The sequence below is a fragment of the Leucobacter tenebrionis genome (assembly GCF_019884725.1).
Taxonomy (GTDB): domain Bacteria; phylum Actinomycetota; class Actinomycetes; order Actinomycetales; family Microbacteriaceae; genus Leucobacter; species Leucobacter tenebrionis.
The window spans coordinates 2,506,278-2,523,581 of sequence record NZ_CP082322.1; the positions used below are offsets into that span (position 1 = coordinate 2,506,278).

Below are 17,304 nucleotides of genomic sequence, written 5' to 3' on the forward strand. Positions count from 1 at the left end.
GGGTGTCTCTGTGTCCCGCGCGATCCTCGTGCGGCGGTGGAGGCGCGCACTGGACCATTGCCAAATAACGAGATGACTGGGGAGTCTCTTGGAAAATACGAACGAACTAAAGAGACGGGGCCGCAGACGCGGTTTCCGTGCTCTTGCGCTCGGCGCGGCGACGGTGACCGCTGTGGCAGGCGGAGTGGCGATCGCGCCGCTCACTGCCTCGGCGGACACCGTCGACGTCACCGCCGACTCGGCGGCGCACGGCCACGCTCTGTGGCTCGATGCGCTCTCTCTGGACGTAGCAGGTACTGCGTCCTCGCTCAGCGAGTTCCCGGATAACGCCGGACCGAACACCGAATCGCTCAATCTCGAGGCCCTCGGGCTGCTCAACGTCGACCTCGGCGGGGTCAACCTTCCGCTGATCGGCGATGGCACGAACGGCGGGTTGCTGCATCTCGGCAACCTCGGTGCGATCTCGAGCTGGTCGTCGTCGCCCTCGCTGACGGAGTCCTCCGCTTCCTCCGGACTCATCAACGCCGACGGTTCGCTCGATGTCGATGCGGATGGAAACGGCGCGAACTTCGAGCGCGGCAAGCTCGATGCGACCGGTCTGCTGCGGCAGGTGCTGAGCGACGAACTCGTGAACACGGTGCTGAGCGAAGCTTCGGTGAGCATCGGTGCACTCGGATCCCGGGCGGATTCCGTCTCGGGCGAGGTCACGAGCGAGTACATGTTCTCGGGCCTCGGTCTCGATGTGAAGAGCCCGCTGGTCGCGGATCTCACCGGTGAGATCGACGGCGCGGTCGGTGGCATCCTCGGACCGATCGAATCGGCGATTCAGGACGGCGGCGCCCTCAGCACCGCGATCACCAACCTCGTGAACTCGCTGGACGGGCTCCCGCTGGTCGATGCGCAGCTGAACGCTTTCGGTGTCGACACGACGTCGCTGACGAGCGAGGTTCGTGAGGCGCTGCTGCAGACGCCGCTCGAGAACGCCGAGGGATCGGTTTCGATCAGCCTTGCCGACGGCACGATCCACGTGGATCTGGATCGGCTCGTGGTGGATGGCTCGGGCGCGACGAGCCTGAGCACCCTCCCCGCGAACACCCAGGTGCTCGACGATGCCACTGTCACCGCGATTCTCGATGGTGTGAGCGACGCGCTCATCGGCAACGGCCCGAACTCCCTCGTGACCAAGGCCGTGGACCTCATCACTCAGGGGATCTACGACCTCGCGGTGACCCTGGATATCGAGGTGGGCCTGAGCGTCAACTACCTCCTCGGGACGCTCGATGTGGCTAAGGGACCCATCACCGTCAACACCAGCATCGGCAGCCTCATCGGCGCCGAGGGATACGACGCGCCGGTTGTGAACGTCGAGGGTGTGGCTCTGCTGCCGGGCCTTCCGATTCCGGTGAACATCGGCACGCTGCTGCAGCCGGTCGTCGATCTGCTGACCTCGACGCTGACCACCATCGGCGGCGAGATTCTCGATCCGCTCGTGAGCACTGCCGTCGCGAACGTGCAGCCTGCGCTCATGACCGTGGTCGAGGGCGTTGTCACTCCGGTGATCTCCGCGCTCGAGCCGCTGCTGCAGAACCTGCTGACCATCACGATCAACGAGCAGCCGACGCTTGCCGGCGGCCAGGGCGACTTCGGCGAGGGCAGCTTCACGGTTCGCGCGCTGAGCATCAGCCTCCTGCCGAACGTCGCGACGAACGGCGCTGTGGCTCTGCAGCTCGGATCGTCGACCGTCGACGCTCTCGACGAGGTGCCGGCGACGCTCCAGGCTTCGCCGAACCCGGTGCTGCAGGGCGGCACCGTCACGCTGACCGGCACCGGATTCGAGCCCGGAGAGGACGTGGAGATCACCCTCCCCGACGGCACCACCACCACGGTGACCGCCGATGAGAACGGCGCGATCGCGACGAGCTGGGATGTCCCCGCCGACTACCCGGTCGGCCAGGCGGACTTCTCCGCAGAGGGCCAGACCTCTGGTCGTACCGCTGACGCGAGCACGGTCGTCGAGGCCGAGGGCGACGCCGGTGCGAATGTGAACGCTTCGGCTTCGGCATCCGCTTCGGCGACGGCCGACGACAACAGCAACGCCTCGGCTCAGGTCGCGGCTCAGGCTGCTGCCGATGAGGACGCGAACACGACCGCTTCGGCGGCCGCAGACGTGACCGCTGACGCTGCCGCTGCAGTTGCTGCGACCGCGGAGGCCTCGACTGAGGCTTCGGCGAACACGCAGGCTGCTGCTGCTGCTTCGGCTCAGGCCTCGGCCGACTCGACCGCTGATTCCGCTCAGGATGCCGACGCGTCGGCTGCTGCTTCGGCTGCGGCGACCGCGGATGCAGCCTCTGCCTCGGAGGCCTCCTCGGAGGCTGCCGCGCAGGCGACCTCGTCGGCCACCGCTTCGGCTGCTGCATCGGCCGATGTGGATGCGAACGCTTCGGCTGATCCCGCTGCGAACGCGACGGCCGATCCGACCGCTGCCGCGACCGCGACCGCTGATCCGGATGCGACCGCGACGGCTGACCCGGATGCGACCGCGACGGCTGACCCGGCCGCGGATGCGTCGGCTGATCCGACCGCGAACGCTTCGGCTGATCCCGCCGCGAACGCGACGGCCGATCCGACCGCTGCCGCGACGGCGACCGCTGATCCGGATGTGACCGCGACGGCTACGGCCGACCCGGATGCGACTGCGACCGCGACGGCTGATCCTGACGCGAACGCGACTGCTGACGCCGACGTGAATGTGAACGCTTCGGCTTCCGCATCGGCTTCGGCTGATGCCGCTGCTGACAACGAGGCGACCGCTGCCGCGCAGGCTGCCGCTGAGGCCGCTGCCGATGAGGACGCGAACACGACCGCGTCGGCTGCCGCCGATGTGAGCGCGAACGCCGCTGCTGAGGTCGCTGCGACGGCTGACGCCTCGAACGAGGCTTCGGCGAACACGCAGGCCGCGGCTTCCGCCTCGGCTCAGGCCTCGGCCGACTCGACCGCTGATTCCGCTCAGGATGCCGATGCGTCGGCTGCTGCTTCGGCCGCTGCCAACGCAGACGCTTCGGCTGCTTCGGAGGCCTCCTCGGAGGCTGCCGCGCAGGCGACCTCGTCGGCCACCGCTTCTGCTTCGGCTTCGGCCGACGCGAATGCGAGCGCCGATGCTGATCCGAGCGCAGCTGCAACGGCTACGGCCGATCCCGACGCGACCGCGACCGCCGACGCCGACCCCAGCGCGAGCGCTGAGGCTGAGGCAGAGGCCGACGCTGACACTGATGTGAACGCGTCTGCTTCGGCAGCCGCATCGGCCCAGGCCGATGTTTCCGCCGACGCTGCCGCTGAGACCGCTGCTGAGACCTCGGCGACCGCCGACGCCTCGACCTCGGCAACCGCTGAGGCCTCCGCTGCAGCGGACGTCAGCGCCCAGGCTGCGGCTCAGGCCGCCGCCCAGGTTGCAGCCAGCGCCGACGTCGAGGCTGATGCGTCGCAGAACGCGTCGCAGGACACCTCGGCTGACGCCAACGTCGCTGCGAGCGCTGCGGCCCAGGCGAGCGCCGACCAGTCGGCCTCCGCTGACGCCACCGCCTCGGCCACGGCTTCCGCCTCGGCCGAAGCCGATGCGACCTCCGCTGCCGCTGCCACGGCCGAGGCTGATGCGGCATCCGCCGCCGAGGCCGCTGCCAGCCAGCAGGCGAAGGCTGCATCGACGGCCAACGCGGCGGCTTCGGCCTCCGCTTCGGCCAGCAGCCAGGGTGCGTCCGAGGGTGCGGCTCACGCCAGCGCCAAGGATCTCGCTCGCACCGGTGCCGACCAGGGCGGCCTCATCGCCGCCGCCGGTCTGATGCTGCTGCTCGCGGGAGCCGCGGGTGTGGTCGTCGCGAGGCGCCGCACCGCGAACGCGGGCCGCTGAGATAACCGGTGAGGGGGTCGCGCCGTCGGGCGCGGCCCCCGATCCGCGTGGCCGGGGACGCCGATCGGCGACCCCGGCCACGCTCTGGTTTTCGGGAGACGCCGCCACCCCATAAAGTGGAGGCACTGTGGTCGCAGGGGATCGAGAAGGCGACCGCACCGCATCGAGTTTTGACACGCATTGAGAGCTATGGGGGAGCCATGCCGAACACGAGAACACCGGAGCGCGAAGATCCGGTTTCCGCGGCGTCTCGGGACGATGCCGGGGTCCGCAGTGAGGCGCCCCCGGCGAAGCCCGCCCCCAAGCCCAAGGTCTGGGTACGGCTCGTCGCCCTCGCGGCCGCGTTGTTCACCGCGTGGCATATTCTGGCGTCGTTCCTGTGGATCGCGCCGTACAGCGCCAACGCCCGCGAGATCGTGCCGGGCGGGCAGAGCACCCTCAGCTCCTACATGATCCCCTTCTTCGGCCAGTCGTGGAGCGTGTTCGCGCCCGAGCCGATCAACGGCGACTATCACTTCAACGTGCGGGCGACCCTCGCCGACGGCAGCGAGACGGGCTGGGTGAGCGCTACCGATGTCGAGCTGTCGATGATCCGATACAACCTCTTCCCGCCCAGGGCCGGCATTCAGTCGAGCGAGGTCGCTTCCAACTACAAGGGCGCCTACGACAAGCTGTACGCAAACCAGCGCACGGTCGTCGGCGGGGACTTCGTCGTCGAGAACTGGGAGGTCGGCCTGCAGGCCGCTCTCGAGAAGCAGCCGGATCCGCAGGCCGCGGACGGAGCGAACGCGCAAGCCGGCAACACCGCCGAGATCACGAAGCTGCTCGCCGAGGAGCACCGCACCACGGCCTACGCCACCCAGGTGGCTCGCGCGATCTGGGGCGACGACGTCGAGAAGGTGCAGTTCAGGGTGAGCCGCCAGAACATCGTGCCGTTCGCCGAGCGTCACAACCCGCAGGCGCAGCGCCCGGAGCCGACCGTCGTGCTGCCCGGCTGGCGGGCGCCGATCGTCGAAGAGGGACAGAACGACGGCAACTTCGCCGAGGTGTTCCGCGGTCAGTTCGAGAGGATCACGCGATGAGCAAGCAGCGTACGCGCACCCAGGCCGCACCCGGCGCCGAACGCGCGGGGTCGGCGGCGAACGACGCCGATCGCCTCGAGACCGTGAGATCGGGGGAGGGATCGGGATCCGGATCCGCTCAGGCCGGCACCCCGGTGGCGCGTTTCTTCTCGTTCATCGGCAGCATCATCGCGGCCGCCTGGCTCTCGTTCGCGAACACGATCGGCGACGCGCTCGCCTTCTTCGAGAACTGGCTGTTCAACGGCAAGAAAGCCCTCTACGGCATCGCCGTCACCCGCATCGTGTTCGGCGTCACCGCTTTCGGGCTGCTCGTCTCGAACTTCAGCACCCGCCTCTACACGTTCGGATCGGGGTCGGCCTGGAACGGCGAGATCGCCGAGCCGGTCAGCGACTTCCCGAAGATCTGGCTCTTCAGCGCGTTCCACGCGGTCGCGGCCAACGATGCGGCCTTCACGGTGCTCTACATCCTGCTCATCGTGCTGGCGGTGCTGTTCGCGCTCGGTTGGCGGTTCAGGATCGTGCTCCCCGTCTTCTTCATCGGGTGGATCAGCTTCATCGAGATGAACGACATGGTCGGCGATCAGGGCGACAACATGTTCCGCATCGCCATGATCCTCATGTTCTTCACCGATGCCGCCGCTCGCTGGTCGCTCGACGCTCGCCGCCGCGCGAAGCAGGAGTGGTTCGCCCCCGGATCCTCGCCGAATCTGATCGGCACCGCGCTGCACAACCTCGCCCTCATCGCGCTCACCGCCCAGGTCGCCTTCGTGTACGCCTCCGGCGCGCTCTACAAGGCGCAGGGCGCGCCGTGGGCCGAGGGGCGAGCGGTCTACGACCCGCTGCACACCGCCCGGTTCGGCACCTGGCCCGTGCTCAGCGACCTCATCACCGCGTGGGGACCGATGGTCGCGATCGGCACCTGGGGCTCGATCCTGCTGCAGGCCGCGTTCCTGCTCGCGCTGCTGTCGCGGCCGACCAGGCTCATCGCGCTCTTCGGCATCCTGGGGTTCCACGTGATGATCGGCGTGCTCATGGGGCTGCCCTGGTTCTCGCTGACCATGATCGCGATCGACTCGATCTTCATCCGTGATCGCAGCTGGGAGAGGCTCGACGCGGGCGTGCGGCGGAGATGGCGGGCCGCCATGGGCAAACCGGTCGCAGCGTAGCGCGCTGGTGGCTCGCCGCTGGTCGCTGGCAGCTCGCCGCTGGTCGCTGGTCGCTGGTCGCCCGTCGCTCGCCGCTGTTCTGCGGCTGCGCAGCCGTTCCGCCGCCAGCCGTCGTCCGATTCGCCCGTCGTCATCGGATCGGGGTCACTTTCGTGCGTGTCGCAGATTCGGGGTCGTTTTCGTGCGTGTCGCCGACCGCGACACGCACGAAACTGACCCCGAATCGACTGCGACCTCGGTTCGGCCTCCGGTCCCGGTTCGGCTTCGACCCCGAATCGGCTTCCGGCCGCGGTACGGCCCGGCCGGGCGCTGCTCGGCTACGCTGTGAACGACGAGAGTCCGACACGCGAGGAGCGAGCGCATGGGTGAACCACTGACCGAGGAGCAGATCCAGACGGTGCGGGAGGGCTACCCGGGCTCCACCGAGGGCGGTGCGACGATGCTCGCCCTCGGGGCGCTCGTGAACGGCGAGCCCCTTGCGGACGTGCAGATCACGATCCCGCTCGGCATGCTGAACCGGCACGGCCTCATCGCCGGGGCGACCGGTACGGGCAAGACGCGCACGCTGCAGGTGCTCGCCGAGCAGGTGGCGGCTCACGGTGTGCCGGTGTTCGCCGCGGATATCAAGGGCGACCTCTCGGGCATCGCGGTTGCGGGGGAGCCGAACGAGAAGCTCCTGGCCCGCACCGCCGGCATCGGGCAGGACTGGCAGCCCCGCGCCTCGCCGACCGAGTTCTTCACGCTCGGCGGTATGGGCATTGGCGTGCCGATCCGCACCACGATCGAGAAGTTCGGATCGGTGATGCTCGCCAAGGTGCTCGGGCTCAACCAGACGCAGGAGTCGAGCCTCGGCCTCATCTTCTACTACGCCCGCGAGCAGGGGCTGCCGCTCGTGGGCCTCGACGATCTGCAGGCGCTGCTGGCCTACCTCACGGGGGACGAGGGAAAGGCGGAGATCGCACGGATCGGCGGTCTTTCCCGGCAGACGGTCGGGGTGATCCAGCGCAACGTCATCGCGTTCGCGGCCGAGGGAGCCGGCGCCTTCTTCGGCGAGCCCGCCTTCGACACGGCCGATCTGCTGCGCACCGTCGTGGACGCCGACGGGACGGAGCGCGGGATCGTGAATCTGCTCGAGGTGCCGGGAGTGCAGGATCGGCCCGCGCTGTTCTCGACCTTCCTCATGTTCCTGCTCTCCGAGCTCTTCGAGACGCTGCCCGAGGTGGGGGATCAGGACAAGCCGAAACTCGTGTTCTTCTTCGACGAGGCGCATCTGCTCTTCGCCGACGCGTCGAAGGCGTTCCTGCAGCAGATCACGCAGACGGTGCGCCTCATCCGCTCCAAGGGAGTCGGGGTGTTCTTCGTCACTCAGACACCGAAGGACGTGCCGGGAGACGTGCTCGCTCAGCTCGGCTCGCGCGTGCAGCACGCGCTGCGGGCGCACACACCCGACGACGCGAAGGCCCTCAAGGCGACCGTCTCGACGTACCCGACGTCAGGGTACGAGCTCGCCGAGGTGCTGCAGTCGCTCGGCACGGGCGAGGCGGTCGTGACGGTGATGGGGGAGAAGGGTGCGCCGACTCCCGTGGCGTGGACGCGATTGCGCGCGCCGCAGGGAGCGATGGATCCCGCGCCGCCGGTGACCGTGCAGGCGACGGTGCTGGTGTCGCCGCTGCAGCCGAAGTACGGCGAGGCCGTGGACGAGCGGTCGGCCGAGGAGATTCTCGAGGAACGGGCGGCGGAGGCGGAGGCCGCCCGGGCCGAGGAGGAGGCCAGGATCGCGGCCGAGAAGGAGGCCGCAGCCGCAGCGAAGGAGGCCGAGAAGGCCGCCGCGGCTGCTGAGCGGAAGGCCGAGCGCGAGGCCGCCGCCGCGGCGCGGAAGCGCGAGCAGGAGGAGGCCAGGCGCGAGCGCGAGCGGGCCGCGGCTGCGAAGAAGGCCGCGGATCGGGTCGGGTCGGTGGTGACCTCGGGCGTGCGCACCGTGGTGAACCAGGTGCTGCGCAACCTCTTCAAGAAGTAGGTGATCTCGTCCCCTGAGCTTGCCGAAGGGGCGGACGTTTCGAGATGACGCGTACGGCCCTTCCGACGGCCCCGGAGGGGCGGCACGCGTCATCTCGATGCGGGATCGGGATCGCTCCCTGAGCCTGTTGCCGGGCGGTCCCGTAAATGTCCGAGGCTGCCGTTAGGCTCGCCGCATGGCGAAAACGATCAGCGCGTACGTGTGCACCGAGTGCGGATGGCAGACCTCGAAGTGGGTCGGGCGCTGCGGGGAGTGCCAGCAGTGGGGCACTGTCGAGGAGCGCGCGGCAGCGGGGGCCTCGCTCGCCCGCACGACTCGGGCCGTGGCACCGGGGGCGGGTCGCGAGGCGCGTCCCATCACGGAGCTGACGGGGGAGTCGGTGCAGCACCGGCAGACGGGCATCGGAGAGCTGGATCGGGTGCTCGGCGGCGGCGTCGTGCCGGGGGCGGCGATCCTGTTCTCGGGCGAACCCGGCGTGGGCAAGTCGACCCTGCTGCTCGATGCCGCGGCGCGGGCCGCCTCCTCGGGCGCCCGGGTGCTGTACGCGAGCGGCGAGGAGTCGACGGGGCAGATCCGCATGCGCGCCGAGCGCACGGGGGCGCTGCACGACACCCTCTTCCTCGCGGCCGAGACCGATCTCGCGACCGTGCTCGGTCATATCGAGGCGGTCGATCCCGCGCTCGTGATCGTCGATTCGGTGCAGACGCTCGCGAGCGGCGAGATCGACGGATCCGCGGGCGGCCCCGCGCAGGTGCGGGAGGTCGCGTCGGCGCTCATCAGGGTGGCGAAGGGACGGGGCACCCCGGTGATCCTCGTCGGGCACGTCACGAAGGACGGCTCGGTGGCGGGGCCGCGCCTGCTCGAGCACCTCGTCGACGTGGTCTGCCACTTCGAGGGCGACCGGCAGACCTCGCTTCGATTCCTGCGCACGCTCAAGAACCGCTTCGGGCCGACTGACGAGGTGGGCTGCTTCGAGATGCAGGATCGCGGTATCGCCGAGGTACCCGACCCGAGCGGGCTGTTCCTCAGCCGGTCGGCGGCCCCCGTGAGCGGCACCTGCGCCACCGTGGCCATGGAGGGGCGGAGGGCGTTGCCCGTGGAGGTGCAGGCACTCGTCGCGAAGAGCGCGACTCCCAACCCGCGACGCGTGACCAGCGGCGTCGACCCCTCTCGTGTGGCGATGATCCTCGCCGTGCTCGAGCGCAGGGTCGGCGCGCGGCTGCACGACCAGGACGTGTACGTGTCGACCGTCGGCGGGGTCAAGCTCGTCGAGCCGGCCGCCGACCTCGCGATCGCGCTCGCGGTTCTCTCCGCCATCACGGACCGGCCGCTGCCGCACGATCTCGCGGCCTTCGGCGAGATCAGCCTCGCCGGCGAGGTGCGACCCGTCGTGGCAGGCGGGCAGCGTGCGAGCGAGGGAGCCCGACTCGGTTACACCCGAGTGGTCGACGCGGCCGCCGAGACGCTCCAGAACGCCCGTAAGCAGGCCGGGTTGTGACGGAGGAACCGCTCGCGCGCTCCATCGGGTTCGACCGGGCTGCGGGGCGGCGGACGGCGGGGGCGCCGGCCCTCTCGGGGAGGGGTAGACTGGGCGACCGTGAGTAAGAACACGGTAGACGTCGTCCTCGTCGGCGGTGGCGTAATGAGCGCCACGCTTGGCACCCTGATCAAGCAGGTCCAGCCCGACTGGTCGATCGAGATCTTCGAATCCCGCTCCCAGGTTGCGACCGAGAGCAGCAACGCCTGGAACAACGCGGGCACCGGCCACGCCGCGCTCTGCGAGCTCAACTACATGCCTGAGGGCAAGGACGGCAGTCTTTCTGCGTCCAAGGCCATCGACATCAACGAGCAGTTCCAGCTGTCGCGGCAGTGGTGGTCGTCGCTCGTCAAGCAGGGCGTGCTGCGCAATCCCTCATCGTTCATCAATGCCACCCCGCACATGACCTTCGTGCGCGGCGAGGCGAACGTCGACTACCTTCGTCGGCGCTATGAGCTGCTGAAGAGCGAGCCCCTGTTCTCCGACATGGAGTTCAGCGAGGATCCCGCGCAGATCGCCGAGTGGGCGCCCCTGCTCGTCGACCGCCGCGCCAAGGACGAGGTCTTCGCGGCCACACGCTCAGAGAGCGGTACCGATGTCGACTTCGGCGCCGTCACCCGTCAGCTCATCGACCACCTCGTGACCGAGGGTGCCGGTCTGCACCTCGAGCAGCGCGTCTCCAAGCTGCGTCGTCAGGCCGACGGCACCTGGAACGTGCACGTCGAGAACCTCTCCGGCCACGGCCGCACCATCGTCAACGCCAAGTTCGTGTTCGTGGGCGCCGGCGGCGGTGCGCTGCCCCTGCTGCAGACCTCGGGCATCCCCGAGATCAAGGGCTTCGGCGGCTTCCCGATCAGCGGCAAGTTCCTCAAGTGCGACAACCCCGAGATCGTGAAGCAGCACCGCGCCAAGGTGTACGGCAAGGCCGCGGTGGGCGCACCCCCCATGTCGGTGCCCCACCTCGACACCCGCATCGTCGACGGCAAGGAGAGCCTGCTCTTCGGCCCCTACGCCGGGTTCAGCCCCAACTTCCTGAAGAAGGGCTCGTGGTGGGACCTGCCGGGATCCGTGCGCGCCCACAACCTCGGCCCCATGCTCAAGGTCGGCCTCACCGAGTTCTCGCTCGAGAAGTACCTCCTCGGCGAGGTGCTCGCGAGCCGCGAGAAGCAGATGGCGTCGCTGCGCGAGTACATGCCCACCGCCCGCACCGAGGACTGGGAGATGATCACCGCGGGCCAGCGCGTGCAGGTCATGAAGAAGGACCCCCAGAAGGGCGGCATCCTCCAGTTCGGCACCGAGGTCATCACGGGCGCCGAGGGCTCGATCGCGGGCCTGCTCGGCGCTTCGCCCGGTGCTTCGACCGCGGTGCACGCCATGGTCGGGGTGCTGCAGCGCTGCTTCCCCGAGCAGTTCGAGCAGCGCTGGAAGAGCGCCTTCAAGCAGCAGATCCCCGCGCTCGGCGAGGGGGTCAACGGTGATGCCGCGGCGGCAGCGGCGACGCTCGCCGAGACCGCAGAGGTGCTCGGCCTCGCGCCGGCGGCGCAGTCCGGGGTCGGGGCTTAACCGGCATCAGACCGCGGTCGGGTCCACCGACCTACTTGCACGGAGGGCGTCCGAGAGGGCGCCCTCTTCGCGTTCCAGGGGTCGGGCGTCTCGCCCCCGCGCCACCGAGCCGCTCCACCGAGCCGCGCCCAGGCGCCCCCGCCTTTACCTAGCCGCACCGATCGGCCTTCAAACACACCGAAACCCGCAATCCGGTGTGCTTGAAGGTCGATCGGTGCGCGGAGGTGTGGGGGAGAGCAGGAGGGGCGGCCGGCGCGGGGAAAGTTGCGGAAGGGGGAAAACGGCGGGCGCGGGGAAAGCGGCGGGCGCGGGGAAAGCGGCGGGCGCCGGGAAAATGGCGGGCGCCGGGAAAGCTGGGTCAGGATCAGCAGGCGAGCAGGCGTTCGAGGTAGTCGGCGGTGTCCTCCCAGCCCTCGACCTCGTGGCAGGCCACGCCGAGCGCCTTCACCGGGTAGTCGTTGCCGTCGGGATCGAGCCGGTCGCCCACGAACAGCATGTCGTCGAGCGCGATCCCCGTGTGCGCCTCGAGCTTGCGCATGCCGTAGGCCTTGTCGATCCCGCGCCGCGTGATGTCGACCGAGGTCGAGCCGCCGCTGCGCACCTCGAGCCCGGGCAGTCGATCCGCCACCGCCGCGCGCAGCGCGCTCTTCTTCGCTCCGTCGGGGTCCCACTCCTGCTTGGCGCTGACGGGGGCGCGCTGCCCGAGAGCGGAGAAGGTGACCTGCGATCCGCGATCCTCGAGGATCTCACCCCAGGGCTCGGCCTCCCACAGTCCCAGCCGCTCGGCTTCCTCGGTGAGCGCGGTGAGCGCGGCGTCGCGCTCCTCGGGGGAGAGGTTCTCGCGGTAGACGGTGACCCAGCGGCCGCCCTCGCGCCGTTCGTAGCGGGTGCCGCAGGTCGGCAGCAGGTGCAGGCGCTCGAGGGCGGCCTCGTCGACGTCCTCGAACGCGTCGAGCCGGTCGACCAGCTGCGTCTGGAACTGCTCGAAGTTGCCTCCCGAGATCACGGCGACGGCGGTGCGACCGAGCAACCGCGCGAACACGGCGAGCATGCGCGGGTCGACCGGGGATTTCGAGGGTGCCAGGGTGTCGTCGAGGTCGAATGCGATGAGGCGGGGCAGCTCGGTCATGGCCCCTATCCTTCCACGGCGTCGACAGCTACTAGGCTTGAAGCGTGACCAGACACTTCCTGCGAGACGACGACCTCACGCCCGCCGAGCAGCGACAGGTGCTCGACCTGGCGGCGCGCCTCAAGCGGGAGCCCTACTCGGAGCGCCCGCTCGCGGGCCCGCAGTCGGTGGCCGTGTTCTTCGACAAGACCTCGACGCGCACCCGTTTCAGCTTCGCCGCCGGCATCGCCGAACTGGGCGGTTCCCCCATCGTCGTCAACCCCGGCGAGGCGCAGCTGGGGGTCAAGGAATCGATCTCGGACACCGCGAAGGTGCTCTCGCGCATGGTGTCGATGATCGTGTGGCGCACCTACGCGCACTCGGGCCTCGAGGAGATGGCCGAGCACGCCACGGTGCCGGTGATCAACTCGCTCAGCGACGACTTCCACCCCTGCCAGATCCTCGCCGATCTGCAGACGATCCGCGAGCGGAAGGGCGAACTCGCCGGCCTCACCGCGACCTACGTGGGCGACGCCGCCAATAACATGGGGCACTCCTATCTGCTCGGCTTCGCGACCGCGGGGATCCACATCCGCGTCGCCGGCCCCGAGGGGTACCACCCGCGTGCGGACATCGTCGCCGACGCGAAGCGGATCGCCGCCGAGACCGGCGGCAGCGTGACGATCCTCACCGATCCCGTCGAGGCCGTGCGCGGTGCCGACGCCGTGATCACGGATACCTGGGTGTCGATGGGGCAGGAGGAGGAGAAGGCTGCGCGCATCGCGACCTTCGGCGCATTCCGGGTGAGCCCCGAGCTGATGGGTCACGCGGATCCCGACGCGGTCTTCCTGCACTGCCTGCCCGCCTACCGGGAGTACGAGGTCGCTCCCGAGGTGATCGACGGCCCGCAGAGCGTGGTGTGGGATGAGGCGGAGAACCGGGTGCACGCGCAGAAGGCCCTCATGGCCTGGCTGCTCGCGCAGGGGTAGGGCGCGGCGACCGGGGGCCGCCCATCGCAGGGCCCCGGAACCCGGCCGAAAGGTAAGCTGGTCGGGTGACTGAGGCGAACGAGAACACGCAGACCGAGACCGGCAATCGAGCGGCGGAGGCCGGAGCCCTCTGGGGCGGACGCTTCGCGAGCGGCCCGTCGCCCGCGCTCGCCGCGCTGAGCAAGTCGACCCAGTTCGACTGGGTGCTCGCCCAGTACGACATCCGCGGTTCGAAGGCGCACGCCTCCGCGCTCGCCGCAGCGGGGTACCTCAGCGCGCAGGAGCTCGAGGACATGCACGCCGCCCTCGACGAGCTCTCGGCGCGCGTGGCCGACGGCCGGGCCGTGCCCGCCGAGGACGACGAAGACGTGCACTCCGCACTCGAGCGCCTGCTCATCGAGATCACGGGCGTGCAGCTCGGCGGCAAGCTCCGCGCGGGCCGCAGCCGCAATGACCAGATCGCCACCCTCGTGCGCCTCTACCTGCTCGATCACGCCGCCGTCATCAAGGGCATGCTGCTCGACCTGCTCGACGCCATCGCCGAGCAGGCGGGGCGGCACCCCGAGGCGATCCTGCCCGGCCGCACGCATCTGCAGCACGCCCAGCCCGTGCTGCTCGCCCACCAGCTCGCCGCGCACGCGTGGCCGATCGTGCGCGATCTCGAGCGCCTGCGCGACTGGTCGCGGCGTGCGAGCTCCTCACCCTACGGTGGGGGAGCGCTCGCGGGATCCTCGCTCGGCCTCGATCCCCGACTCGTCGCCCGCGAGCTCGGCCTCGGCGATCCGCTCGAGAACTCCATCGACGGCACCGCGGCCCGCGACGTCGTCGCCGAGTTCGCCTTCATCTGCGCCCAGATCGGCATCGATCTCTCTCGCCTCAGCGAGGAGATCATCATCTGGAACACCAAGGAGTTCGGCTTCGTGCGCCTGCACGACGGCTACTCCACGGGCTCGAGCATCATGCCGCAGAAGAAGAACCCCGATATCGCCGAGCTGGCGCGCGGCAAGTCGGGCCGCCTCATCGGCAACATCACGGGGCTGCTCGCCACGCTCAAGGGCCTGCCGCTCGCCTACAACCGCGACCTGCAGGAGGACAAGGAGCCCGTCTTCGACTCGGTGCAGCAGCTGGAGGTGCTGCTGCCCGCGTTCACCGGCATGGTCGCGACGATGAGCTTCGACACCGCCCGCATGGCCGAGCTGGCGCCGCAGGGCTTCTCGCTCGCCACCGACGTCGCCGAGTGGCTGGTGAAGCAGGGGGTGATCTTCCGCGACGCGCACGAGATCTCGGGGGAGCTGGTGCGGTACTGCGAGGAGCGCGGGATCGAGCTGCACGAACCGAGCGATGACGAGCTGCTGAGCGTGTCCGAGCACCTGACGCCCGGCGTGCGCGACGTGCTCACGATCGAGGGATCGGTGAACTCGCGCACGGGTGCCGGTGGCACCGCTCGCGTGCGCGTCGACGAGCAGCTCGCCCGCCTGGCGGAACGGATAGCGGAGTTCCGCGCGGCGTAGTCCGCCAGCAGGATCGACGCAGCTATCGAATGGGGGATCGAATGCGCGCACGCAATGCACTGCTGACCGTCGCCGCGACCGTCGTGCTGGGACTCGGGCTCGCCGGCTGCGGAGGAGGGGCGGATCCGGAGCCCACCGAGAGCACCCCCACCGCGACGCCGGAGCCCGCGACCGAGGTCATCGAGGTCGCTCCGTTCACCGAGGACGGCACGACGGCCGATGGGTGGAGCGTCGATGACAGCACTCTCGCGGGCGGCTACGCGATCCCCGCAGACACCTGCCGCGCCTCCGAGCACGGAGCGGGCGAGAACACCATCGCCTGCGGCAGCACCGCAGACGCGCTCTCGGCCTGCTGGCTCACCGAGCAGCGCGATCGGATCGCGTGCCTCGATGAGGCCGAGCCGGAGGCGACGACCCTGCGGATGATCCAGCTGGACGGCACCGCACCGGCCCCGACCGAGGCCTCCGACGAGCCCGACCCGCTGTGGCTCGAGCTCGAGGACGGGTCGATGTTCGTCGCGGTGAACGGCGGGGCGTTCACGCCGCCGGACGGCTATCTGGTGGCCTACACCCGCCTGGACGGCGACGGTGAGCGCTTCGAGGAGCTGCTCGTGCCCGACGACGACTCGGCTCCCATCATCGATCGAGGTGAGGATCTCTGGACGGTCGCGGTGGGCGCCGACGGCGAGGGCGCGGAGAGCGTCACCACGAAGAGGGTGACCCGGGCCTGGGTGCTCGCCGGTCGCTCGCTGCCGGAGCCCGAAGCATCGGGGCCCGAGACGGCGAACGGGCGCTGGTGCGAGGCTCCGCAGAGCCACGAGGCCTACGGCTGCGTGACGATCGCCTACCCGGACTTCACGATCGAAGAAACGGGTGAGACCTGGCCCTTCACCGGCTTCTCGGCCGAGGGCGACGGCACCATCGCCCTCAGCGCAGAGGGCGCCCCGTTCGGCACCTACTACCCGGCGGGCACCCCGATTCCGGCCGAGAGCCTCATGGGGACCGCTGACGCCCCCGAGCAGGAGCGGATCTGGAGCAGTCAGAGCGGCATGATGCTGTTCCGCGAGTGACGCCGAGCCGCAGCATCCGCGGTACGATGTGAGGCGTGTCTGTAGCAGAAGAACGAGCCGAGATCCTGGCCGCCCAGCGCAACGACGACAGCTTCCCCACCCTGTGGGACGAGCTGCAGTGGCGCGGGCTGGTGCACGTATCGACCGACCCCGAGGCGCTGTCAGAGCTGCTCGAGGGTGAGCCGTTCACCTATTACTGCGGCTTCGACCCGACCGCTCCCAGCCTGCACCTGGGCAACCTCGTGCAGCTGCTGCTGCTGCGCCGACTGCAGCTCAAGGGGCACAAGCCGCTCGGTCTGGTCGGCGGATCCACCGGGCTGATCGGCGATCCGCGCCCCACCGCGGAGCGGACGCTCAACAGCCGCGACACCGTGGGCGAGTGGGTGACCCGTCTGCAGGCCCAGGTGTCGCGCTTCCTCTCGGCAGAGGGAGACAACGCCGTGCGGCTCGTCAACAACCTCGACTGGACGGCGCCGCTGAGCGCGATCGACTTCCTGCGCGAGATCGGCAAGCACTTCCGCGTCGGCACCATGCTCAAGAAGGACGCGGTCGCGGCGCGCCTCAACTCGGACGAGGGGATCAGCTACACCGAGTTCAGCTACCAGGTGCTGCAGGGCTTCGACTTCCTCGAGCTCTACCGCCAGTACGACTGCGTGCTGCAGTCGGGCGGCAGCGACCAGTGGGGCAACCTCACGAGCGGCACCGACCTCATCCGCAAGGTCGAGGGACGGTCTGCGCACGCGGTCGGCACCCCGCTCATCACGAACGCCGACGGCACGAAGTTCGGCAAGAGCGAGGGCAACGCGATCTGGCTCGACCCCGAGATGTGCTCGCCGTACACCTTCTACCAGTTCTGGCTCAACCAGGCCGACGCCGACGTGATCGACCGCCTGAAGGTGTTCACCTTCCTGTCGCGCGCCGAGATCGAGGACTACGAGCGCCAGGTCGCCGAGGAGCCCTTCAAGCGCGCCGCCCAGAAGCGGCTCGCGCTCGAGGTGACGACGCTGGTGCACGGAGCGGCGGCGGCCCAGGGCGCGATCGACGCATCGGAGGCGCTGTTCGGGCGCGGGGATCTCACCGCGCTCGATGAGGCGACGCTTCGGGGAGCGGTGTCGGAGCTGCCGCAGGCGGCGGGCTCCGCGGGGGCGTCGGTGGCGCAGCTCATGGTCGAGACCGGTCTCGTCAAGAGCCTGGGCGAGGCGCGTCGCGCGATCGCTCAGGGCGGTGTCTACGTGAACAATGCGGCGGTGGAATCCGAGGATCGCGCGCTCGAGGCGGCGGATCTGCTGCACGGGCGGTTCGCCGTGCTGCGCCGCGGCAAGAAGACCCTGGCGGGGATCGTCGCGGGTTGAGCACC

At 69.7% G+C, this 17,304-nt stretch carries 11 protein-coding genes; 10 read left to right on the top strand and 1 reads right to left on the bottom strand.

Annotation, left to right across the window (positions count from 1 at the left end):
- Positions 1-163: 163 nt before the first annotated feature.
- The 6 genes from KVY00_RS11470 (at position 164) to KVY00_RS11495 (ending at position 11,269) form a co-directional block, all read left to right on the top strand.
- Positions 164-3,904 carry a choice-of-anchor G family protein gene (locus KVY00_RS11470; RefSeq protein ID WP_223043080.1) on the top strand — a complete coding sequence of 1,247 codons (3,741 nt, stop codon included), beginning with the start codon at positions 164-166 and terminating at the stop codon, positions 3,902-3,904.
- Positions 3,905-4,104: 200 nt separating this feature from the next.
- The gene (locus tag KVY00_RS11475; RefSeq protein ID WP_223043081.1) at positions 4,105-4,986 is read left to right on the top strand and encodes a DUF5819 family protein; all 882 of its coding nucleotides are present in this window, start codon (positions 4,105-4,107) and stop codon (positions 4,984-4,986) included.
- The gene (locus tag KVY00_RS11480) at positions 4,983-6,152 is read left to right on the top strand and encodes an HTTM domain-containing protein (protein ID WP_223043082.1); all 1,170 of its coding nucleotides are present in this window, start codon (positions 4,983-4,985) and stop codon (positions 6,150-6,152) included. Before KVY00_RS11475 ends, KVY00_RS11480 begins: the two co-directional genes overlap by 4 nt.
- Before the next feature lie 361 nt (positions 6,153-6,513).
- The gene (locus tag KVY00_RS11485; RefSeq protein WP_223043083.1) at positions 6,514-8,169 is read left to right on the top strand and encodes a helicase HerA-like domain-containing protein; all 1,656 of its coding nucleotides are present in this window, start codon (positions 6,514-6,516) and stop codon (positions 8,167-8,169) included.
- Positions 8,170-8,344: 175 nt separating this feature from the next.
- The gene (gene radA, locus KVY00_RS11490; RefSeq protein ID WP_223043084.1) at positions 8,345-9,667 is read left to right on the top strand and encodes a DNA repair protein RadA; all 1,323 of its coding nucleotides are present in this window, start codon (positions 8,345-8,347) and stop codon (positions 9,665-9,667) included.
- Between the two features lie 99 nt (positions 9,668-9,766).
- Positions 9,767-11,269 carry a malate:quinone oxidoreductase gene (locus KVY00_RS11495; RefSeq protein WP_223043085.1) on the top strand — a complete coding sequence of 501 codons (1,503 nt, stop codon included), beginning with the start codon at positions 9,767-9,769 and terminating at the stop codon, positions 11,267-11,269.
- A gap of 364 nt (positions 11,270-11,633) precedes the next feature.
- Here KVY00_RS11495 and KVY00_RS11500 read toward each other — a convergent pair whose 3' ends face one another.
- The gene (locus KVY00_RS11500; protein WP_223043086.1) at positions 11,634-12,398 is read right to left on the bottom strand and encodes an HAD-IIB family hydrolase; all 765 of its coding nucleotides are present in this window, start codon (positions 12,396-12,398) and stop codon (positions 11,634-11,636) included.
- Positions 12,399-12,442: 44 nt separating this feature from the next.
- On the opposite strand from KVY00_RS11500, the gene argF reads away from it, so the two are divergent.
- From argF to tyrS, 4 genes are all read left to right on the top strand, one after another.
- Positions 12,443-13,366: an ornithine carbamoyltransferase gene (argF, locus tag KVY00_RS11505; RefSeq protein WP_223043087.1), complete on the top strand. Its 924-nt coding sequence runs from the start codon at positions 12,443-12,445 to the stop codon at positions 13,364-13,366.
- Positions 13,367-13,431: 65 nt separating this feature from the next.
- Entirely contained in the window at positions 13,432-14,877 is a 1,446-nt protein-coding gene (gene argH / locus KVY00_RS11510) for an argininosuccinate lyase (protein WP_223043088.1), read from the top strand.
- Positions 14,878-14,918: 41 nt separating this feature from the next.
- Entirely contained in the window at positions 14,919-15,947 is a 1,029-nt protein-coding gene (locus KVY00_RS11515) for a hypothetical protein (protein WP_223043089.1), read from the top strand.
- 35 nt (positions 15,948-15,982) lie between these two features.
- The gene (gene tyrS / locus KVY00_RS11520; RefSeq protein WP_305069209.1) at positions 15,983-17,299 is read left to right on the top strand and encodes a tyrosine--tRNA ligase; all 1,317 of its coding nucleotides are present in this window, start codon (positions 15,983-15,985) and stop codon (positions 17,297-17,299) included.
- The last annotated feature ends 5 nt before the right edge of the window (positions 17,300-17,304 follow it).

Coding starts and splice junctions, on each gene's coding strand:
- KVY00_RS11475 (WP_223043081.1), top strand. CDS start 4,105: ATGCCGAACACGAGAACACCGGAGCGCGAAGATCCGGTTTCCGCGGCG.
- KVY00_RS11480 (WP_223043082.1), top strand. CDS start 4,983: ATGAGCAAGCAGCGTACGCGCACCCAGGCCGCACCCGGCGCCGAACGC.
- KVY00_RS11485 (WP_223043083.1), top strand. CDS start 6,514: ATGGGTGAACCACTGACCGAGGAGCAGATCCAGACGGTGCGGGAGGGC.
- radA (WP_223043084.1), top strand. CDS start 8,345: ATGGCGAAAACGATCAGCGCGTACGTGTGCACCGAGTGCGGATGGCAG.
- KVY00_RS11500 (WP_223043086.1), bottom strand. CDS start 12,398: ATGACCGAGCTGCCCCGCCTCATCGCATTCGACCTCGACGACACCCTG.
- KVY00_RS11515 (WP_223043089.1), top strand. CDS start 14,919: ATGCGCGCACGCAATGCACTGCTGACCGTCGCCGCGACCGTCGTGCTG.